19 protein-coding genes are annotated in these 21113 nt (G+C 69.2%); 14 read left to right on the top strand and 5 right to left on the bottom strand.

Going from position 1 to position 21113, the window contains the following annotated elements:
* Positions 1-208: 208 nt before the first annotated feature.
* Genes NDI86_RS03335 through NDI86_RS03325 form a run of 3 tightly spaced genes read left to right on the top strand, consistent with a single transcriptional unit; the run spans position 209 to position 2521 of the window.
* Positions 209-691, top strand: a complete 483-nt coding sequence (locus NDI86_RS03335; protein ID WP_310898976.1) for a DUF7109 family protein — start codon at positions 209-211, stop codon at positions 689-691.
* 25 nt (positions 692-716) lie between these two features.
* A complete protein-coding gene (locus NDI86_RS03330) occupies positions 717-1337 on the top strand; it encodes a CoA pyrophosphatase (RefSeq protein ID WP_310898975.1) in 621 nt (206 codons plus the stop codon).
* Positions 1338-1393: 56 nt separating this feature from the next.
* Positions 1394-2521: an NAD(P)/FAD-dependent oxidoreductase gene (locus NDI86_RS03325; protein ID WP_310898974.1), complete on the top strand. Its 1128-nt coding sequence runs from the start codon at positions 1394-1396 to the stop codon at positions 2519-2521.
* A gap of 35 nt (positions 2522-2556) precedes the next feature.
* Here the strand turns inward: NDI86_RS03325 and NDI86_RS03320 are convergent, their stop codons facing one another.
* Together NDI86_RS03320 and NDI86_RS03315 are read right to left on the bottom strand one after the other, a co-directional pair.
* Positions 2557-2979: an Hsp20/alpha crystallin family protein gene (locus NDI86_RS03320; protein WP_310898973.1), complete on the bottom strand. Its 423-nt coding sequence runs from the start codon at positions 2977-2979 to the stop codon at positions 2557-2559.
* Entirely contained in the window at positions 2976-3134 is a 159-nt protein-coding gene (locus NDI86_RS03315; protein ID WP_310898972.1) for a DUF7559 family protein, read from the bottom strand. The genes NDI86_RS03320 and NDI86_RS03315 overlap by 4 nt, the downstream gene beginning before the upstream one ends.
* A 164-nt stretch (positions 3135-3298) precedes the next feature.
* Between NDI86_RS03315 and NDI86_RS03310 the strand changes: the two genes are divergently transcribed.
* The 5 genes from NDI86_RS03310 (at position 3299) to NDI86_RS03290 (ending at position 11272) form a co-directional block, all read left to right on the top strand.
* Positions 3299-4099 (top strand): DUF429 domain-containing protein, encoded by an 801-nt coding sequence (locus tag NDI86_RS03310; protein WP_310898971.1) that lies wholly within the window; start codon positions 3299-3301, stop codon positions 4097-4099.
* A 63-nt stretch (positions 4100-4162) separates the two neighbouring features.
* Positions 4163-6064, top strand: coding sequence for an ABC transporter ATP-binding protein (locus tag NDI86_RS03305; RefSeq protein ID WP_310898970.1), 1902 nt, complete (start codon positions 4163-4165; stop codon positions 6062-6064).
* Between the two features lie 163 nt (positions 6065-6227).
* Positions 6228-7565, top strand: coding sequence for a TIGR00341 family protein (locus NDI86_RS03300; RefSeq protein WP_310898969.1), 1338 nt, complete (start codon positions 6228-6230; stop codon positions 7563-7565).
* 9 nt (positions 7566-7574) lie between these two features.
* On the top strand, positions 7575-9290 hold the full coding sequence (locus NDI86_RS03295; RefSeq protein ID WP_310898968.1) for a radical SAM protein: 1716 nt from the start codon (positions 7575-7577) through the stop codon (positions 9288-9290).
* 161 nt (positions 9291-9451) lie between these two features.
* Entirely contained in the window at positions 9452-11272 is a 1821-nt protein-coding gene (locus NDI86_RS03290; RefSeq protein ID WP_310898967.1) for a flippase-like domain-containing protein, read from the top strand.
* Positions 11273-11516: 244 nt separating this feature from the next.
* Here the strand turns inward: NDI86_RS03290 and yjjX are convergent, their stop codons facing one another.
* Positions 11517-12023, bottom strand: a complete 507-nt coding sequence (yjjX, locus tag NDI86_RS03285) for an inosine/xanthosine triphosphatase (RefSeq protein WP_310898966.1) — start codon at positions 12021-12023, stop codon at positions 11517-11519.
* 206 nt (positions 12024-12229) lie between these two features.
* On the opposite strand from yjjX, the gene NDI86_RS03280 reads away from it, so the two are divergent.
* From NDI86_RS03280 to NDI86_RS03270, 3 genes are all read left to right on the top strand, one after another.
* Positions 12230-13192, top strand: coding sequence for a transcription initiation factor IIB (locus tag NDI86_RS03280; protein ID WP_310898965.1), 963 nt, complete (start codon positions 12230-12232; stop codon positions 13190-13192).
* 85 nt (positions 13193-13277) lie between these two features.
* Positions 13278-14165: a methyl-accepting chemotaxis protein gene (locus tag NDI86_RS03275; RefSeq protein WP_310898964.1), complete on the top strand. Its 888-nt coding sequence runs from the start codon at positions 13278-13280 to the stop codon at positions 14163-14165.
* A gap of 30 nt (positions 14166-14195) precedes the next feature.
* On the top strand, positions 14196-15224 hold the full coding sequence (locus tag NDI86_RS03270; protein ID WP_310898963.1) for a DNA-methyltransferase: 1029 nt from the start codon (positions 14196-14198) through the stop codon (positions 15222-15224).
* Here NDI86_RS03270 and NDI86_RS03265 read toward each other — a convergent pair whose 3' ends face one another.
* Positions 15225-18560 carry a right-handed parallel beta-helix repeat-containing protein gene (locus tag NDI86_RS03265; RefSeq protein WP_310898962.1) on the bottom strand — a complete coding sequence of 1112 codons (3336 nt, stop codon included), beginning with the start codon at positions 18558-18560 and terminating at the stop codon, positions 15225-15227. It lies immediately after the preceding gene.
* A 278-nt stretch (positions 18561-18838) separates the two neighbouring features.
* On the opposite strand from NDI86_RS03265, the gene NDI86_RS03260 reads away from it, so the two are divergent.
* Positions 18839-19525, top strand: coding sequence for a type I 3-dehydroquinate dehydratase (locus NDI86_RS03260; RefSeq protein ID WP_310898961.1), 687 nt, complete (start codon positions 18839-18841; stop codon positions 19523-19525).
* Between the two features lie 43 nt (positions 19526-19568).
* On the top strand, positions 19569-20237 hold the full coding sequence (locus tag NDI86_RS03255) for a DUF6517 family protein (RefSeq protein WP_310898960.1): 669 nt from the start codon (positions 19569-19571) through the stop codon (positions 20235-20237).
* Here NDI86_RS03255 and NDI86_RS03250 read toward each other — a convergent pair.
* Positions 20234-20431: a DUF8007 family protein gene (locus NDI86_RS03250; protein WP_310898959.1), complete on the bottom strand. Its 198-nt coding sequence runs from the start codon at positions 20429-20431 to the stop codon at positions 20234-20236. The genes NDI86_RS03255 and NDI86_RS03250 overlap by 4 nt on opposite strands.
* Before the next feature lie 97 nt (positions 20432-20528).
* Here NDI86_RS03250 and NDI86_RS03245 point away from each other — a divergent pair, with 97 nt between their 5' ends.
* Entirely contained in the window at positions 20529-21110 is a 582-nt protein-coding gene (locus NDI86_RS03245; protein ID WP_310898958.1) for a DUF8052 family protein, read from the top strand.
* Positions 21111-21113 lie beyond the last annotated feature (3 nt).

The raw sequence follows: 21113 nt of genomic DNA, 5'->3' as shown, positions 1-21113 counted from the left end.
CGGTACGGGCGGTGCAGTGGCCGGTGAACAGCCGCGCGACCGACGGGAGCGCGGTTCACTGAACCGAGGCCGAAGGCCGAGGTGCAGCCTTTTTAGCGTAGATTTTAGCAAGGAGGGTTCCCACAGCGCCCGAAGGGCGCGAGGAACCCCCGCAGTAAGAAGGCACGTGGGCGGAAACGCTGAAGCCACTGGACATACGCGTTGGACCATGGAGCTGACACCGGACGAACTGGCCGGGGTCGTGGACGTCGTCGGGCCGGTGACGCGGGCGACACTCGTACAGGCCTGCGGGGAGCTGGCGTTCAAGCGGGGCGACGACGTGGACAGCGAGACGGTCGAGGCGGCCATCGAGGGCGCGCTGTCGACGTACCATCTGGTCGACGTAGCCGACCACGACGCCGAGGCGGCCGCGCCCCTCATAGTGGTCGGGCCGGCGGCGTTCCCCGATATCGTCGAGGGGGTCGCGGACCTGCCGCACATCCTCGACCTTCCCGAGCGGGACCCGTCCGAGGAGACGGTGGCCGCGGCGGCCGAGCGGCGGTTCCGCGAGGACGCCGCCGAGGCGGTCCGGGCCGGTGACGACGAGCGGATAGCGGAACTGCTCGACGTGAGTTACGACCTCGAAGCGTGGGGGCCGGTGGAACTGGCGTCGGCGCGCGGGCTCCTCGACGAGGCCACCCAGACGAATTAAGAGCGTCGGCCCCCTCCGTACCGCTATGGACTTCGACCGGGTGGGTGCCCACGACCCCGTGACAGTCACGGGTGAGGACCGCGAGGCGGCCATCGTCGTCCCGGTCGTCACTCGCGAGGACGGCGAGGCGATTCTGTTCACGAAGCGGGCCGACCACCTGAGCGACCACCCCGGTCAGATGGCGTTCCCCGGCGGCGGCCGCGAGCCCGAGGACGCGGACCTGCTTGCGACGGCGCTTCGGGAGGCCGAGGAGGAGATCGGGCTGGACCCCGAGGCGGTCCACGTCGTCGGCCGCCTGGACGACATCCGGACGATAACCAACTACTCCGTGCGGCCGTTCGTGGGCCGTATCCCCGACCGCGAGTACCACCCCAGTGACGCCGAGGTGGCCGAAATCGTCACCCTGCCGGTGGCGGCGCTGACGGACCTGGCGAACTACGAGTCCGAACACCGCGACCACCCCCACTACGGGGAGGTTCGGCTGCACTTCTTCTACGTCGACGGCTACACCGTCTGGGGGGCGACGGCGCAGATGCTGGTCCAGTTGCTCGAACTGGCGACCGACTGGGAGATGCCGCCGGAGCCGGACCGCTACGCCGACGCGGACGACGACCTGCCAGAGCGGGTCCGCGACGAGGTGGGGTGATGGCGAGAAGTCGGAGCTTGGACCGGGTCGCTACACCGGGCGCGGCGACCGGATAGATGCGGGTCGCTATCGTCGGCGGCGGCGCGGTCGGGCTGGTCGTCGCCGGGGACCTCGCGGCGGCGGGCGTCGACGTTGTGCTGTACGAACGGGACGGACTAGGCAGCGGCGCGACCGGGCGGGCGGCGGGCGTCTGCTACGACGCCTTCGCGGACCCGACCGACGCCGCCGTCGCCACGCGCGCGCTGGAACGGTACCGCGAGTGGGGCCTGCTCTCGCCGCGTCCGTACGTCTGGGGCGCCCGCGAGGAGCGCGACGCGAGGGCGGTCCGCGAACAGGCCGCGGAGATGCGGGACCTGGGGCTCGCTGTCGAGGCAATCGAGCCCGAGACGCTCGGCGAGCGGTACCCCGCCGTCGGGACGAGCGACCTGACCGCCTGCGCGGTGGCGACCGAGGCCGGGACGCTGGACCCGGACGCGGTGGTCGAGTATCTCGCCGGGCGAGCGCGGGCGGCGGGGGCGACCATCCGAACGGGGACGCCGGTGTCGCTGGCCGGCCCGACGACCGTCGAGACAGCCGACAGCGGGACGGGCAACAGTCCGGCGGCCGGCGGTGAGACCGCGTTCGACGCCGTCGTCGTGGCCGCCGGGCCGGCGACGAAACCCCTCGTGGCCGCCCTGGATATCCCGCTCGCGCTCGAAACGTACCGTGCGCAGGCGCTGGTCACCGAACCGGTGGCCACCGACCTCCCGTCGTTCTACGACGCCAGCCAGGAGTTCTACTGGCGGCCCCGGGGCGACGGCGTGCTGGTCGGCGACGGCGCCCACGCGGTCGACCCCCAGAAGTGCGACCCGGCGGCCGACCCGGAGTTCGTCGCGTCGGCGCTTGCGCGACTCCGGGGGGCGACGGCGCTCGACCCAGGCGTCGCCCGGTCGTGGGCCGGCCCCTGTACGGCGACGCCCGACCGCGACCCGCTCGTCGGCCCGGTCGCCGACGGCTGCTGGGTGGCGACGGGCTGGCAGGGCCACGGGCTGATGCGCGCGCCGGCCGTCGGGGAGTGGCTGGCCGAGCGACTCCGCGACAAGTCTCCGACCATCGACGCGACGCTCGCCGGGCAGTTCGACCCGACGCGCTTCGACGGCGACGAGACGTTCCACCCGCTGGGCGACCCGACGGCTGACTGGTGAGCGGTGGAAAAGCGACCGGCGGTCCGAGGGAGCCGTTACGCCTCGGTCTCGTCGTCGGTGTCGGCGGCCTCGTCGGCCTCGTGGGCCGCCGCCTTCGGAATCTCGACGTGGAGCGTCCCGTCGCCTCTCAGCGTGGCCGAGGCCGCCTCGGCGTCGACGACGGCGTCCTCGGGCAGTGTCACCGAGCCGTCCAGTGCGAGCCCGCGGCCGGGGTAGGTCATCTCGTAGTCGTCGTAGAACTCCCGGAACCGGTCCAGGCGCACCTCGACGCGGTCGTCGACGTAGCGCACCTGCAGGTCGCTGGCGGTCGCGCCCGGCGCGTCGAAGACGACGAGGTAGGCGTCGTCGGATTCGAGGAGGTCCGCCGGGAGCGGCTTGTTCTCCTGGACCCGACCGGCGGCCCGGCCCAGGTTCTCGAAGATGGCCGACCCGATGGACTCGCCGATGCCGCCCATCATAACTCGACCGCCTCCAGACAGTCCACCCCGCCGCAGTACGGACAGGCGAAGTCCGACACGCCCGTCCCGTCGGGCATGTCGTAGGTGTAGTGGAGCTCGAACATGTCGAGCGTACAGTCGTCGTCGGTACAGACGACCTCCAGCGTCTCTGGCATGCCATTTCGTTGGTCCGGAAGCGTCAAACCGCTTTCGGCATCTGGCGGCGAACGCCGGACCGTCTCGCCGAGCGGCTGGGACCGCGAACAGCGCTCACGACCGGACGAAAGACCAGCCCGAGGTTGTCAGAATACTGAAGTGGCTCGGCATAGACAGGTGGGTCATGGGTTCCGGTGTCATGGGCGTGGACTTCAGCGGGGCGAGCGCGGCGGGTGACGCGCTCTGGGTGACTGAAGCCACACAGACAGAGGTCGGGTTACGTATCGAGGACTGCTATCGGGCGACGGACAGATGGGGACGGTCTCGCGAGAGCGCCCACGCGGGGCTGGTCGAGCGCATCGCGGCCGAGGACGTACACACAGCGGGACTGGACTTCCCGTTCAGCCTGCCACAGGCGCTACTCGACGAGCGCTGTGGCGGCGACTGGCGCGGCTTCCTGTCGTGGGTCGCCGGAAGCGACCGGCCGGCGGACCCGGCAGCGTTCTCCGAGACCTGTCGCAGCACGGCCGAGACGACCGTCGGCAAGCGCGACGTGCGACGCGAGACCGACGCCCGCCGTGGCGCGCTCTGTCCGTACACCAACCGCGTGCGGAGCATGACCTACCACGGCGCCCGGAACGTGCTCGGGAGCCTCGCGACCCGCGAGGACACGGCGGTCGTACCGATGCAGGACGGCGCCCACGCCGACACCGTCGTCTGTGAGGTGTACCCGGCGGCCACGTTCGGCTGGCTGGGCTGTTACCGCGAGGGGTATAAGAACACGGACGGCGCACGCGCCCGCCGCGAGCACAACCTCGCGGCCGTCGCAGACTGCGGCGTCGCACTGGGTGACCACCGCGAGACCTATCTCGACAATCACGACGCCGTAGACTCCCTGGCCGCGGCCGTCAGCGCGGCCCGCGTCGACGGCGGCGCCCGGCCGACGCCAGCGGGCACTCGCGAGGAAGGCTGCATCTACGTCTGAATCGGTCGAACTCAAGACTGACCAGAAGCCCCGAGTATTTCAGTTCCGAGCCGAACATTCCGTATGACCGACGAGGACGGCGGCTTCGAGGGGGTCCGCGAAAACGTCGACGGGAACCCGATAGCGAAGCTCGTCGGCTACGCGAAACCGTACTGGCTACGACTGTCTGTCGGCGTGCTGGCCGCCTTCCTCACCCGTTTCGCCCGCCTCGTCCCGCCCATCATCGTCGCCGCGGCCATCGACCGCGTGGTCCTCAACAGCGGCGACCCCGGGCTATTGACCGACGCCGGACTCCTGCCTGGCGGCGCCATCACGGGCGAGGCCGCGAAGATAGCCTTCCTCCAGCGGCTGGTCGCCATCGCCGCCATCGCCTATCTGGTCCGGTCGGCGACTCGCTTTGCCTCCCGCTATCTGCTCCAGTCCTCGGCCCAGAAGATACAGCGCGACCTGCGAAACGACACGTACGACCACCTCCAGCGCCTCTCGATGGACTTCTTCGCCAACCACCAGACCGGCGGGATGATGTCCATCCTCAACAGCGACATCAACAGGTTGGAGTCGTTCCTGAACACGGAGTTCCGCCAGCTGATTCGGGTCGTCGCCACCGTCGGCGGCATCGCCGTCGTCCTCTACACCTACTCGCCGCTGCTCGCGCTGGTCGCGCTGGCACCCGTCCCGATTATCGGCGTCGCCAGCGGGTTCTTCCTGACCTGGATAGAGCCCCGCTATCGGTCGATTCGCCAGACCGTCTCGCGGCTCAACACCAGACTGGAGAACAACCTGAGCGGCGCGCCGGTCATCAAGGCATTCGACCGCTACGAGTTCGAGCGCGGCCGGGTCGTCGAGCAGAGCCAGCAGTACCACGACGAGAAGGTCGCCGCCCTCCGCATCCGGCGGGCGTTCTTCGCCGGCCTTCGGCTCCTGACCGGCGTCGTCTTCGTCGCCATCCTCTACATCGCCGGGATGGACTTCATCACGAGCGCCGACGGCGAGGCCATCCTCAGCGCGGGGACGTTCGCCCTCTTTTTCCTCTATCTCCGCCGGCTCTACTCGCCGATGCGTCGCGTCGGCAAGTCGGCCAACAAGTACCAGCTCGCCAAATCCAGCGCCGAGCGGGTGTTCGGTCTGCTGGGTCGGGCCCCCACGATTACGGACCCCGACGAGCCCTACACGCCCGAGAGCATCGACGGCGACGTCGAGTTCGACGAGGTGACGTTCGGCTACGGCGACGGGGAACCGGTGCTCGAAGGCGTCTCGCTCGACGTGCCCGCTGGCGCGACGGTCGGCCTGGCGGGCGCGACCGGCGCCGGCAAGTCGACGCTCCTGAAGCTCGTCCCGCGCTTTCACGACGTGAATTCCGGAAGCGTGCGCGTCGACGGCGTCGACGTCCGCGAGTACGGGCTGCAGTCGCTGCGGGCCGACGTCGCCGTCGTCGAGCAGAACCCGTACCTGTTCTCGGGCACCGTCGGGGAGAACATCGCCTACGGCGACCGCGAGGTGCTCGACGGGGAAGCGGCGGGTTCGGCGAGTGCCCGCCAGCGCGTCCGAGAGGCCGCTCGCTCGGCCCAGGCCCACGAGTTCGTCCGCGACCTGCCCGAGGGCTACGACACCGAAATCGGGGAGCGCGGTATCAAGCTCTCGGGCGGCCAGCGCCAGCGGGTCGCCATCGCCCGCGCGCTGCTGAACGACCCGGAAATCATCATCTTCGACGAGGCGACCAGCGACGTGGACACGGAGACCGAACGCGAGATACAGGCGAGCATCGAACGGCTGGTCGAGGACCGGACCGCGTTCGTCATCGCCCACCGGCTCTCGACGATTCAGGACGCCGACACCATCGTGGTGATGGACGACGGCGAAGTCGTAGAGCGTGGCAGCCACGCCGACCTGCTCGCGACTGACGGCGAGTACGCCGACCTCTGGGCGGCCCAGGCCGACGAAGGGCCGGTCAGCGCCGACGACTGACCGGATGTGAGCGCACCACGTGAGCCGTTAGGGCGACTACGCCGAGCTTACCCGGCACGGCAGGACTCGTACCCGTCGAAATGCGGGCTTTCGTCCCGAGACGCGACCGTCCGTCGCGATACCCGACGGCTACTTTTTCGGCTGTCGCCCCTCCGCACAGGTAATGCGCCTTGTCCAAGTCGTCGTGCCCGACGAGCACTGCGAGGACATCGTCTCGGCGTTACGCGAGCGGGAACTCGGCGTCTCGACCACCAAGGAGACCAGCGGCGAGGACGACCGGACGCTCGTCTCGTTCGTCGTCCCCGCCGACGCGGTCGAGCAGGTGTTAGACGAGCTCTACGACATCGGTTTCAGCGACGAGTGGTACATCGTCTCCCTCGAGACCGAGTTCGCGTCCTACCAGGGCGTCGACGAGGTCCAGGACCGCTGGGCGAAGACGCCAAACAGGGTCGCCCCCCGCACGCTCCGGTCGAAGGCCAAGGATATGCGGCGCAACACCCGCTCGTATCTGTGGCTGATGACCCTTTCGACGGTCATCGCGACGGCGGGGCTGCTCATCGGCTCGCCGGCCGTGGTCGTGGGGTCGATGGTGCTCGCGCCCATCGTCAGCCCGATGCTGACCGCGAGCATCGGCCTCGTCCGGGACGACCAGCGGATGGTCCTCGACAGCCTCCGGATGCAGGGTATCGGGCTCGGGCTGGCCGTCGTGGGCGCGACGGCCTTTAGCTGGCTACTGAAAGTCGGCCTCGCCGTCCCGGCCGAACTGGCCGTGGGGAACGTCGAGCTGATAGCCATCCGGTTCTCGCCGAGCATCCTCTCCGTCGTCGTCGGGCTGGCGGCGGGCGCGGCCGGTTCGTTCAGCCTCGCGACGAAGGGGCAGGTCACCATCGTCGGCGTGATGGTCGCCGCGGCGCTCATCCCCACGGCGGCGGCCGCCGGCATCGGCTTCGCCTGGGGGCGACCCGCCATCGGCGTCGGGAGCGTCGTCCTGCTGACGATGACCATCGTCGCCGTCAACCTCGGCGCGTATCTGACATTCAAATACATGGGGTACGAGCCGGACACGGTCGACAGGGGCGTGTTCACCACGGACGGCCTCCGGCGGACCGCCACGCTCGCGGCGACGGTCCTCGTCGTCGTCGCGGTGGTCGGGGCCGTCGGCGTCGGCACCTACCAGCAGGTGACCTACGAGCGGTCGGTCAACGCGGCGACGACGGAGGTCCTCCAGCGAGCCGCGTACGACGACCTCGGTGTCGTCTCCGTGACCGCCGAGTACGTCGGCGTCGGCCCGCTGTTCGAGCCCTCGACGGTGACGGTGACACTGTCCCGGACCAGCGACCGCCCCTACCGGCAGTTGCCGAACGAACTGGCCCGCGCCATCGACGAGCGGACCGGCGAGCGGGTGACCGTCCAGGTCCGCTACCAGGACTACCAGCAGTCGAACGTGTCGACGGTCGACACACGCCGACGACCGAACACGGTTTTAGGTGTCGAGGCGTAAACCGCGGGTATGACCGACCCCGCCGAACTCGACGTGACCATCGTCGACGGCTACGTCGACGAGCCCGCCCACTTCGGGGTCCCGCCGTACATCTCCACGTACCCGCGCTACGCCGCCGGGGCGCTGGTCGACGCCGGCGTCCCCGAATCGCGGATTACGTACCACACCATCGACGCGCTCCGCGAGGACACCCACCTGTGGCGCGACGTGGAGACGGCCGACCTCATGGTGTACGTCGGCGGGATGACCGTCCCCGGGAAGTACGTCGGCGGGACGCCCGCCGAACCCGACGAGGTCCGCAAACTGGCCTGGACCGCCGACGGCACCTCGATAATCGGCGGACCCGTCCGCTTCGGCGTCGGCGAGGCCAACGAGGGGGCCAGCGAGACGGCCCGCGACGACCTGGACTTCGACTTCCTCGCGATGGCCGACGTGGAAGCCGCGGTGTACGACCTCGTCGAGTCGGGGCTGGAGGGGTTCAATAACCGCTATCGGGACGTCGAAGAGGAGACCCGCTGGGCCCGGGCCGGCGCCTTCGTCGTCGAGCAACACCCCAACCACCCCGACTACCTCATCTGCGAGATGGAGACCTCGCGTGGCTGTCCCTACCGGTGTTCCTTCTGTACGGAGCCGATGTACGGCAACCCCGACTTCCGGCCGCCCGAGAGCGTCGTCGACGAGGTGGACGCCCTCTCCGATAGGGGAGTCGCGCACTTCCGGCTTGGTCGGCAGGCCGACATCCTCGCCTACGGCGGCGACGGCGAGGCGCCCAATCCCGACGCGCTTCGCCGGCTCTACGGCGGGATTCGTGAGGTCGCGCCGGACCTGGAGACGTTCCATCTGGACAACATGAACCCCATCACCATCGTGAAGTGGCCCGAGAAGGCCCGGGAGGGGATTCGAATCATCGCCGAGCACAACACGCCCGGCGACACGGCCGCGTTCGGGCTGGAGTCGGCGGACCCCGAGGTGATGAGCGACAACAACCTCAACGTCACCGCCGACGAGTGTTTCGAGGCGGTGAAGATAGTGAACGAGGTCGCGGGGTTCCGCCCGGGAGGCGACAGAGATACGGCCCCCAACCACGGCGACGACGCCGCCCGCCGGCTCCCCAAGCTGCTGCCCGGCATCAACCTCGTCCACGGACTGAAAGGCGAGCGCCGGGAGACGTTCGAGCACAACAAGCAGTTCCTCCAGCGGGTCTACGACGCGGGGCTGATGCTCCGGCGCGTGAACATCCGGCAGGTGATGGCCTTCGAGGGGACGGACATGGCCGAGACGGGCGCGGACATCGCGAAAGACCACAAGCAACTGTTCAAGCAGTACAAACGCGAGGTCCGCGAGGAGATAGACAACCCGATGCTCCAGCGGGTCGCGCCGCCCGGGACGGTGCTGCCCGACGTGCACCTGGAGTACCACCAGGACGGGAAGACGTTCGGCCGGCAACTCGGGACCTACCCGCTGCTCGTCGGCCTGCCCGGCGAGCGGGAACTGGGCCGGACCATCGACGTGGCCGTCACCGACCACGGCTACCGCTCCGTGACCGGCGTCCCCTACCCGCTCGACGTCAACAGCGCGTCGATGGCGGAACTGGCGACGGTCCCCGGCGTGGGCAAGAGCCGCGCCGGCGATATCGTCGTCGGCCGCCCCTACGAGGCGGTCGGCGAGGTCGGCGATGACCTCAGGCGGTTCATCACCGCCCGGCCACCGGAACGCGCGGACTGATTCGACGGCCGATGCCCGGCCGTCGCTCGGCCGACCTATCGGCACCCGACCCGGCCGCCCTCGGTCGGATAGTTCCCCGCCAGTTAGGTGTGGTAAGGATAGTATAACGCCCGCAGGAGCGAACGGAAGCTTATTTTGTCTCGACCGCACAAAGAGTGTCAATGAACGATATCGAGGTGAGCGTCGTCCTCCCCGCGTACAACGAGGAGGACACCATCGAGCGGACGGTGACGGTCACGCTCGAAACCCTCGGTGCTTTTCTGCCGGCTGGCGCGTACGAGGTCATCGTCGCCGAGGACGGCTGCGACGACCGGACGCCAGATATCGCGACACGGATGGCCGAGGAGGACGACCGGGTCCGCCACATCCACAGCGACGAGCGACTCGGGCGGGGCGGCGCTCTGGAGTACGCCTTCGAACGAGCCGACGGCGACACGCTGGTCTATTTCGACACCGACCTCGCGACGGACATGCGACACCTCGAAGAGCTCGTCGAGAGCGTCCGGTCGGGCGAGTACGACGTGGCCACCGGCTCGCGGTGGCTGTCAGAGAACCGCGCCGACCGCCCGGCCAAGCGCGGCATCCCGAGCCTGGGCTTCAACACGCTCGTGCGGGCCGTCCTCCGGTCGGACCTACGAGACCACCAGTGTGGGTTCAAGGCCGTCTCCCGGACGGCGTTCGAACAGCTCGGTCCGCAGGTCCAGGACGAACACTGGTTCTGGGACACCGAGCTACTGGTGAAGGCCCAGCGAGAGGGGTTCCGCGTCAAGGAGTTCGCCGTCGACTGGGAACCCAAGGGCGACTCGAAGGTCGACATCGTCAGGGACGTCTTCGGCATGGGGAGCCAGATAGGCCGGACGTTCTGGGAGCTGTCGGTCAGCCCGCACATCACCCGCCGGGTGTCGATGGGCGCCGGGACGATGCTGGTCGTCCTCGCCCTGTTCCTGATGACGTTCTATCTGGAACCGGGACGGGTGCTCGACGAGATGGCCGGCGCGGCACCGGAACTCGTGGCGCTGTCGGCCGTCGTCTACGCGGTCTCCTGGCCGGTCCGAGGCTTGCGCTATCGGGACATACTCGACTCGATGGGCTTTCACGAGAAGTGGAGCTTCCTCACCGGCGCGGTCTTTATCAGCCAGACCGGCAACCTGGTCTTCCCGGCCCGGCTCGGTGACGGGGTCCGCGCCTACGTCGTCAAGGCGCGCCGTTCCATCCCCTACCCCTCCGGGTTCGCGTCGCTGGCGGTCGAGCGCGTCTTCGACCTGCTGACCATCACGGTGCTCGCCGGGACCGTCATGCTGGGCCTCGCGGCGACGGGGAGCGCCGGCGAACTGCTCTCCGCACTGACCGGCAACGCGGTCGGTGGCGCCGAGACCGCACAGAGCGGCCAGACCGCCGTCTACGTCGCCGGCGGCGTCGGCCTCGCGGCCATCGGCGCCGTCGTCGCCATCGTCGCCAGCGCCCGCACCGACGGGAACTTCGTCAGGGCGACAATCGGCCGCCTCTCCGACGACTCCTACGCCGACCACGTCGCCGGCATCGTCGAGGGGTTCGTCGCCGACATCCAGACCGTGACCGCCGACGGGTCGGCCTTCGCCCGCGTCGGCCTCGGCAGCCTGGCCATCTGGTCGCTGGACGTGCTGACCGCCCTCGTCGTCTTCGCCGCCTTCGGCTACTCGCTTACCCCGTCGCTGATCGCCGTGGGCTTTTTCGCGGTCAGCGTCGGCAACCTCGCGAAGGTGCTCCCGCTGACCCCCGGCGGCGTCGGCCTCTACGAGGGCGCCTTCACTATCATCGTTGCGCCGCTGACGCCGGTCGGCGTCACGGCCGCGCTCAGCATCGCCATCGTCGACCACGCCGTCAAGAACGCCGTCACAATTCTGGGCGGCGTCGCTTCGATGGCGTGGCTCAACGTCTCGCTGACCACCGCCGTCGAGGAGTCCCGCAGCGTCGAGGATATCCAGCCCGAAGCGGACGACTAGCGAGGTTCTGACCGAAGGGAAGAACCTCGACAAAGCGCAGTGGTGACCGAAGGGAACCGCGAGCAGCGAGGGAGTTCGCTACGCTCACCCCCTCGGAACAGTCGAGCGGCGGAGCCGCGAGACAGCGAGGAATCGACCGCAGCGACCACCGAGAGCGTCTCGTCCTTGCGAATGGGAGCCGGTCGGGAGAACACGGCGTGGACCGGTCCAGCCGTCGAGGTGCCACTACAAGCACGGGCGTCTCTCAGTCACTTGCTCGCAGGAAGGGCCCGAACGCCCCGGCGACAGCGTCGACGAGCGCGTCGGCCCGGCCGACGCGGCCGGCGGTGTAGACGCCGATAGCGCCCTCCTGTTCGGCGATGTCTTCCCGGCCCAGTTCGTCGTCGAGGACGGGACCGAGTTCCTCGCCGTTCCGGAGGCGCTGTGCGACGGCCGCGGGGAGGCGAATCGACGGCCCGGCGCCGAGGTGACTCGTCGTCCCGTCGGTGACGGCGGCCCACATCACGAGCCACAGCCCACCGGGAACGTCGCGCTCGGCGACGCCGCCCTCGATGCCGACGCCGTAGTCGGCATCGGTCACAGCCAGGGCGGCGTCCGCGCGGTTCCGGGCGCCACGGACCGTCTCCGAGCGGCCCCAGGGCTGCTCGGGAACGCCCGATTCGACGCCGAGAGCGGTCGTTTCGGCCTCCGGGACGACACGCTCGAGGGCTCTCACTTTCACCGGGTTCTCGCTCCCGATGGCGACGTGCATAGACGAGGAAACTACCGGATGGTTCATGATGGTTGTTATTTGAATGGGGGCCCTTGCGACACGCAAACCGATGGTATGTGCCGTGAGTCGGCCTTCCTCGAACCGATACCAGAATTTTTAAATGTCTTTCGAACGGATTCAGTCTTACCGATTGCCTCCGGGTTCTCCACTGTACTGTGCCCGGTGAGCGCCCGCCATCGCAACCAATGACCGAGCAAACACGAACGCGACAGCCACGAGAAGCGGAGACAGAGTCCACCGAGTCGACGTCGACGGCCTGCCCGGAGTGTAGCGGCTCGCTCGTCATCGACGACGAACACGGCGAGACGGTGTGTGAGGACTGCGGCCTCGTCGTCGAGTCCGACGAGATAGATCGCGGCCCGGAGTGGCGCGCCTTCGACTCCAGCGAGAAAGACCAGAAGTCCCGCGTCGGCGCGCCGACGACGAACATGATGCACGACAAGGGGCTCTCGACCAACATCGACTGGCGCGACAAGGACGCCTACGGCAACTCCCTGTCGGGCAAGCAGCGCCAGAAGATGCAGCGGCTCCGGAAGTGGAACGAGCGCTTTCGCACTCGGGACTCCAAGGAGCGCAACCTCAAGCAGGCGCTGGGCGAGATAGACCGCATGGCTTCCGCGCTGGGGCTGCCCGAGAACGTCCGCGAGACCGCGAGCGTCATCTACCGCCGCGCGCTCGACGAGGACCTGCTGCCGGGCCGCTCCATCGAGGGCGTCTCGACGGCCTCCGTCTACGCCGCCGCGCGACAGGCCGGCGTCCCCCGGAGCCTCGACGAGATAACCGAAGTGTCGCGGGTCGAGAAGAGCGAAATCGCCCGCACCTACCGCTACGTCGTCCGCGAACTCGGACTCGAAGTCAAGCCCGCGGACCCCGAGAGCTACGTGCCCCGCTTCGCCTCCTCGCTGGAGCTCTCCGACGAGGCCGAACACCGCGCCCGCCAGTTGCTCCAGAACGCCAAGGAGCAGGGCGTCCACTCCGGCAAGTCGCCGGTCGGGCTGGCCGCGGCCGCCGTCTACGCCGCAGCGCTGCTGACCAACGAGAAAACGACCCAGGCCGCCGTCAGCGAGGTCGCCGACATCTCCGAAGTGACGATTCGCAACCGCTACCACGAACTGCTCGAAGCCGAGCAGGACCTCCCCGTCGCATAGTCTCGCCGTCGCTTTTTCCACCGGGAGAATCAGGGCTGATAACCGCGGAGGTACGTTTAATTCGGTGGCCAGTCGCTGTAGGTACATGGCTACGGATTTCGGCAGCACCGGTCAGGAGGTGGCCGACACCGACGACACCGGCGACGAACTCGGGAGCGCCATCGACGAGTTGTTGCGCACATCGGAGAACGTCTCGGGGAGTTCACAGGAGATAAGCGACCTCGCGAACCAGCAGTCCGACAACATGCGCGAGGTCGCCGGCGAGGTCTCGAACCTCTCGGCGACCGTCGAGGAGGTCGCCTCCAGCGCGAACCAGGTCCAGCAGGTCAGCGAGCGCGCCCGCGAACTCGCCGACAGGGGACGGGACGTGGCCGACGACGCCATCGACGCGATGGAGTCGGTCGACGAGGCCAACGAGATGGTCTCCGAGGACGTCGAACAGCTCCGGGACCGCATCGACGAGATAGACGAAATCGTCGAGGTCATCAACGACATCGCCGACCAGACGAACATGCTGGCGCTGAACGCTTCCATCGAGGCCGCTCGCGCCGGCGAGGCCGGCGAGGGGTTCGCCGTCGTCGCCGACGAGGTGAAGTCACTGGCCGAGGAGTCCCAGCAGAACGCCACCGAGATCGAACAGCTCGTCTCGAACATCAAGGCCGACACCGAGGACACCGTCGAGAGCATCGACGAGGCCAACGAACAGGTGGAGTCGGGTATCGAACAGGTCTCGGAGACGGTCGAAATCCTGCGTGACATCGACGAGTCGGTCAAGGAGGCCGCCCGCGGCGCCGAGGAAGTGGCGTCGGCAACCGACGAACAGGCCGCCTCCACCGAGGAGGTCGCCAGCATGGTCGACATGACCGCCGAGAACGCCGAGGAGGTCGCAAACGAGATCGAGGAGATAGCCGCGGCCAACGAGCAACAGACCGCGAAGATAAACGAGATTCAGTCGCTGATAGACGAACGGTAGCCACAAGGCAGCGGCCCTGCATCGACCCGTATGGAGACCCGCCACCGGGCCATAACCGGCGACGCCCGCGAACTGCCTCTCGCCGACGACAGCGTCGAACTCGTCGTCACGTCCCCGCCGTATCCGATGATAGAGATGTGGGACGACATCTTCGCCGCCCTGGAGCCCGCGATTGGCGACGCGCTCGAGGCCGACGACGGCGACCGCGCGTTCTCGCTGATGCACGACGTGCTCGATACGGTGTGGGCCGAGCTGACTCGCGTGCTCGCGCCGGGCGGTATCGCCTGTATCAACGTCGGCGACGCCACCCGCTCGCTCGCCGACGGCTTCCGCCAGTACCCCAACCACGCCGAGATAACGAACCGGCTGACCGACCACGGCCTGCGCGCGCTGCCCGATATCCTCTGGCGAAAACCGACCAACAGCGGCGCGAAGTTCATGGGCTCGGGGATGGTCCCGCCAAACGCCTACCCCACCCTGGAACACGAGCACATCCTCGTGTTCCGCAACGGCCGGCGCCGCACGCTCGAACCCGGCGCCGACCGCCGCTACGAGAGCGCGTACTTCTGGGAGGAGCGCAACGAGTGGTTCTCGGACCTCTGGGACCTCCCCGGCGAGACCCAGGACATCGACGACGGCCTGCGGGACCGCTCCGGAGCCTTCCCGCTCGCGATTCCCCACCGCCTCGTCTCGATGTTCTCGGTTCGCGGCGACACCGTGCTCGACCCCTTCCTCGGGACGGGCACGACCACGCTCGCGGCGATGGTCGCCGGTCGCGACTCCGTGGGCGTCGACCGCGACGCCGACTTACTGGCCGCGCTCGACGACCGGGTCGACCGGGTCGGTGACCGGTCCCGACGGCTCGCCCGCGAACGGCTCGACGCCCACCGCGAGTGGGTGACACAGCGACGCGCGGAAGGCAAAGAGCCGGGCTACGAGGCCGAGTACTACGACTTCCCCGTGAACACGAAACAGGAACGGCGCATCCGACTCTACGCCGTCGACGAGGTCGAACGAACCGACGAGGGGTACCGCGTCAGTCACGTCCCCGTCGAGTGACTACGGCAGGAGCCCCACGAGCGTCCCCAGAGGCGTGTTCTCGTTGCCCGGCCCTGGCGTCGGTTCGGGCTCCGGTTCAGGAGTGGGTTCCGGGGTGGGTTCGGGCTCCGGAGTGGGTTCCGGCGTCGCCTCGGGCGTCGGTTCTGGTTCCGGCGTCGGTGTCGCCGCCTCGGTTTCCGTCGGTGTGGCAGTGGGTGTCGCTGTCGGCGTCGGTGTGGCAGTGGCCGTTTCGGTTGCCGTCGCTGTCGCCGTCTCAGTCTCTGTCGGCGTCGGTGTCGCCGTCTCTGTCGGCGTCACCGTCTCGGTTTCCGTCGCAGTCGGGGCCTGCGAGACGACCGGCGCGTAGAGCCCGTCGTCGGTAAGCTGGGCCGTGACGCCGCCGTCCGCGCTGGTCGACCCGTCGACCGGCGCCCACGCGGTCCCGTCGTAGCGCCACAGCGCCGCGTTGGCCTCTGTATCGGCGCCGATGGTGGCCTCGACGGACCCCTGGAGGGTCGAGACGTTCAGGCCGGGACCGGCGATAGTGCCGTTGTCGACGGGCGGAAGTTCGCCCCGGTCGACCGCCTCGAGGGTCACGCCCCGGGCGTCGATGCCGAGCGTCGTCCCATCCGCGAGTCGCACGTTCGTGGCGGTGACGGACTCGCCGGCAACGTCGATTTCCGGGCCGCTGTTGCCGCTGACGGCCGTGTCGCGAACCGTCACGTCGACGGCCGGGCCGTTCGACGGCGTCGTGTTGATGCCGACGGCGTTGCCCTCGATTCGGGAGTCGACAATCTCCGTGCTCGTGTCGCTGCCGATTGCGACGCCGGCGCCGCCGTTGTCCGTGACGACGACGTTCTGCAGGCGACCGGTCTGGCCCTCGTTCGAGACGACGACACCGTTGCCGCCGTTGCCGACGACCCGGACGTTCGTCAGTTCCATGTCGTTGGCCTGCCCGGCGCTGAGGCCGTCCCGGTCGTTGTTCCGGACCACCGAGTCGCGCACTACGGTGGCGCCTTCGAGCGCGGCCAGTCCGTCGCCGTTGGACTCGACGGTGAGGTTCGTGAGGGTAGTCTCGTCCGCTTCGGTGAAGCGGAGCCCCTGGTCGTTGTCCGCGACGACGGCGTCCTCGACGGTGAGTCCGACGCCGGCGTCGAACGTCGGAAGGGTGCTTATACCGACGTTCCAGCCTCGAACTTCGACGTTCCGGACGGTGACGTTCGTCGCGCGGGACTCGGAGGGGACGGCGATGCCGGTCGCGCCCTCGGCCGACCCGCCCGAGCCGTCGACCGCGTAGCCGTTGCCGTCGATGGACACGTCACTGGCCCGGACGACGAGACAGGACGCGTCCCCGGCGGCGTCGATGTCGCCGCCGAGTTCGTAGCTCCCCGGCTCGGTGATGTTCCGACAGGCAGTGACGAGGCGGTCGGTCGAGGTCCGAGTCGGTGTGGGCGTCGAAGTTTGCGTCCCGGTCTGTGTCGCCGTCCCGGTCGGCGTTGCGGTCTGTGTCGCCGTCTCGGTCGGCGTTGCGGTCTGTGTCGCCGTCTCGGTTTGCGTCGCCGTTCGAGTCGCTGTCGCAGTCGGTGTCTCGGTCACCGTCGCCGTCTGCTGTCCGGTGACCGTGATACGTACCTGGTCGGAGCCGTCGATTGGCACCGCCTCCCCGCCGGTGGTCTCGGCGGTCAGCGTGTACTCGCCGGGGTCGAGGCGCTGGCTCGCCTCGAAGTTCCGCGGGACCTCGAACTGCGCGACGGTCCCGCCGTCGGCGCCGACGGAGACGTCGACGCGGTCGTCGTTCGGGTTCCCGACGGTCAGCGTCCGGTTCTCGACGGTGGCGCTCAGGCTCTGGAGCGCGGGCCCGACCGAGAGCGCGAGTTCGTCGCGGCCGGCAATCTGGACCGTCTCGCCGTCGCTGGTCTCCGCCGTCAGCGTGTAGACGCCCGGTTCGAGGTCGAGAGTGGTCGACTCACCGGCCGCGAGCGTCACGGTCTGTGGGTTCTCGCCGCCGGTCAGCGTCACCGTGACGGCGGCGTCGTTGGGGTTCGCCAGGTAGACGCCCTCGTCGTCGGCCGACGCGAACAGGCTCTGGAAGCCGTCGTCGCCGGGCTGGTCCGACTCGACGGCGCCGGTGGCGTACACCTCGATGGTCTGGTCGTTGTCGATGTTGATGTCCGCGGCCGTGCCGGCGGCGTCGGACGCCGCGCGCTCGGTCTGGGTCTGTATCTGTTCGACCGTGACCGCCTGGCGCTGGGTCAGCGAGAGTCCCCCCTCGCCGGCGCCCTTCGCGGCGGACTGTATCTGCGTGACGCTCGCGCGCTGGGACTGGGAGACGGCGCCGCTGGCTGCCCCCTCCGCGGCGGTCTGGACCTGGACGACGCGCACGCGCTGAATCTGGACGACCGTCCCCTGGCTCGCGCCGTACGCGGCGGCCTGCACCTGGGAGACGGAGGTCTCCTGGCTGGCCGTGAGCGAGCCGCGACAGGCGCCGCGAGCGGCGGACTGGGTCTGCGTGACCGAGACGGACTGGCGCTGGACGAGCGCGCCCGAGGCCCCGCCCAGTGCGGCCTCCTGAATCTTCTTCGGGTCCTGGTCGCTGGCGCCCTCGACGCAGCCACCGGCCGCGCCGAACGCGGCGGCCTGTATCTGCGTGACCGACACGGACTGGTTCCCGGTGAGCGACCCGTAGGCGGCCCCCTGGGCGGCCTCCTGCACCTGGGAGACGGTCACCTGCTGTGACTGGGAGACGCCGCTGACGGCCCCGGCCGCCGACCCGAGGGCGGCGCGTTGCAGCTGAGTCACGTTGACCCGCTGGGACTGCGCGACCGAGCCGTGGGCCGCGCCGTAGGCCGCCGCCTGAATCTGCGTGACGTTCGCCGATTGGGCCTGTGAGAGTGCGCCGGCGGTGCTCCCGTAGACGCCGGTCTGGAGTTGCGTCACGGTCGCCGACTGGCTCTGGAGCAAGGCGCCGTGGCTCGCCCCCGTCGCGGCGGCCTGTATCTGCTCGACGGTGGCGTTTTGCTGCTGGCTCGCGGCGAGGCGCGCCGCGTCGATAGCGGCCTGGCGCTGTTCCTGGGTGACGGTGACGCCCTGTTGCTGTGTGAGGTTGATACCGGCCCGGGCGCCCCGGGTCGCGGCGGCACGCCTGTCTTCGGAGAGGTTACTCGGCTGCGCGCTGGCCGTCGCGTCGACGGACCCGAGCGTGTCTAGCTGGTCGCTCACGGCCTCGTAATCGACCGCCGTCCCCGCCTGGTTCCCGCCGTCGACTCGGGTGTCGTCGCCCACGAACTGGGTCGCCGAAATCACGATGCCACCGACGACGAGCAGCGCGACCAGCGCGACGGTCAGCGTCCGATTCATGCGTCGGCGCTCCGACGCCGGCGTGTCCGTCGGCCGCACCGACGTGGCGACCGGTCGCTCTGTTCGCGATGTGCTCGGGCAGGAGTCATGCCGGACGTTGCCAAACCGGCCCCAATAAATCCGATAGACCGTTGGCGTTTCCAGTCGGCCTTATCGTAGCGATAGGGTCGGTGAACGGCCGTATCCGACGGCAAGCGCGGAAGCAGTGGTACGTAAGCGGACACCAGTTCACGCAGAGACACCGACGACACTTTGACCCGCATCCGTGAAACGGGCGTATGGATTTCAGCGCGTTCCGGCTGCTCGCGGCCGGCGCCGACCTCTCGATGGCGCCCACAGCGCGGGCCGACGCCGACGGTATCGAGTTGCGGATGGACTTGGCCGACGACCCGCTGGCCCAACTCGACGGCTACGACGACGCGTTGCCGGTGCTGGTGACCAACCGCGTCGCCTGGGAGGGCGGCGAGGCCGAAGACACCGCCGAGCGACTCGACCGGCTCGAACGGGCCCTCGAACACGACGCCGTCACCGCCGTCGACCTCGAACTCGCCGCGCTCGAGGGTGACGGCGACCACGACGCCGGCCGGGTGGTCGACCACGCCCGCGAGCACGGCGCCTCGGTCGTCGTCTCCACCCACGACTTCGAATCGACTCCCGACCGGCCCGCCATCGTCGACCGGCTCGAACGGGCCTGCGAGCACGGCGACGTCGGGAAGATGGCTACGACCGCACACTCCCCAGACGACGTGCTCGCGATGCTCGGCGCCACGCGAGAACTCACGGCGGCGGGCGAGCGGGTCGCGACGATGTGTATGGGCGAGGCCGGTCGCCACTCGCGGGCCGTCGCACCCCTCTATGGCTCGCGTATCGGCTACGCGCCGGTCGACCCCGCGGCCGCGACGGCGCCGGGCCAGTACGACCTGGCGACGCTGCGGTCGCTCATCGAGCAACTTGAGAGCGAGTGACCGACCGCAACACGGAACTCCCGCCCGACCGTAGCAGCGGGCGATGGGAGACGGCTATCCGACGGTTCCCGAGGAAGCGCTGGCCGAGGGCGGCTGGGACGAACGCGTCCGCGCCGAGTCGACGGTGTTCCGGACGCCGACCTCGCGCATCGTGGGGCGGACCGTCCTGTACGACGACCAGGTGTTGCGGGCGGCGTTAGAGGCGGCCGGGTTCGGGGACCTGCTCGCCGGGCGAGCCGAATCCGGCGGTCGGCGACTCGTCGACACCGGCGAGGACGGTGGCTACTGGCGCTTTTTCTTCGCGACGGCGCTGACTTTCCGCCCGCCGCTGGCCCCCGGCATCGGCCCGGCTTCGATGCTGCCGACGGTCGTCACCGAGGCCCGTCGAACGTTCGCCGACGACCTCGAATCGCGGGGGTTTCGCGAGGTAGAGCGGGACCGGAGCCAGCGGGTTCGCACCGAGTCGGGCGACCGCGTGCGCCTCGCGAAGGTGACCGCTTCGTACCCGCTGGAGACCGACGCGGGCGACAGACTCGATATCGAAGGATGGCTCGGCGTCTGGCACGGCGACGGCTTCCGCATCGCCGGCGGCGCCTACCCCGTGCGGGGACTGGACGACCTGCTCGCCGAGCGGCCCGACGGAGAGCGACCGTCGACGGACCCGAACGAGTTTCGCTCGGAGCTGCTGGACCTGATTCGGGCCGTTCGTTAGCGCCCGTACGTGAGCCGCGTCGCTGCCTCGTCCAGCCGCCGCTTCAGGCCGCCGAGCCACGCCGCCGGGGAGACGCGGCGGGCGTCCTCGTCGGCGACCTCGATGGCCTCGTCGGTGTCGGGACCCGCGCCGTCCGCGGCGTCGACGACCGCGCTCATGCCACAGCGGCCACAGCCCTCGGTCTGTTTGCTCATAGCCGGTACTATTGGCTCGCTGACTGGAAAAAGATGGCGCCGACCAGAGGTGACACTCGTCCTGACTTTTACGATGGCCGGGAACGATGGCTTCGGTATGAGCGACGTGGACGAACGACCGGCGGTCCCGACGTGGGACGACGACTACCTCCAGCGGGTCGGCGAGCGGGTGGCCCACGCCTACGACGTCGAACGCGAGCGCGCGGTCCGGGGCGACCGGTTCGACCTCTATGGCTACCTCTCCGTCGAGAGCCAGAAGCAGTTCCTCCACCAGTCGCTCAACTGGGCCAACTACGAGACGGCCGAACACCTGTTCGTCCGGCGGACCGACGGCGTCTCGCGGGCCGACTGCGACGCGCTGGTGGAACTGGGTCACGACCTGGCCGACGAGTGGATAGACGCCGACGAACAGCACCGCGGGACGGAGTTCACGTTCGTCCTCGTCGTCCCGTCGATTCCCGAGTCCGTTCGCGAGCACGTCGCGGGCTTTCGGGACCGGACGCTGCTGAAGTTCGGCTACTACGGGGACTACGAGGTGAACCTCGTGGTCGTCGCGCCCGAGCGCGAGCGACTGGTGGCGAGCCGGGAGGCCGACAGCGCGGCCGCGTTCGACTTCTGGGGCGCGTACGACGCCGAGGAAGAGGGGCTGTTGGGCCGGCTTCGGGGCTGGCTCGGGTAGTCC

It is taken from the genome of Haloarcula onubensis, assembly GCF_031624605.1.
Lineage (GTDB): Archaea > Halobacteriota > Halobacteria > Halobacteriales > Haloarculaceae > Haloarcula > Haloarcula onubensis.
Note: the sequence above shows the minus strand (reverse complement) of the source record. Positions and strands in the feature narration are given on the sequence as shown.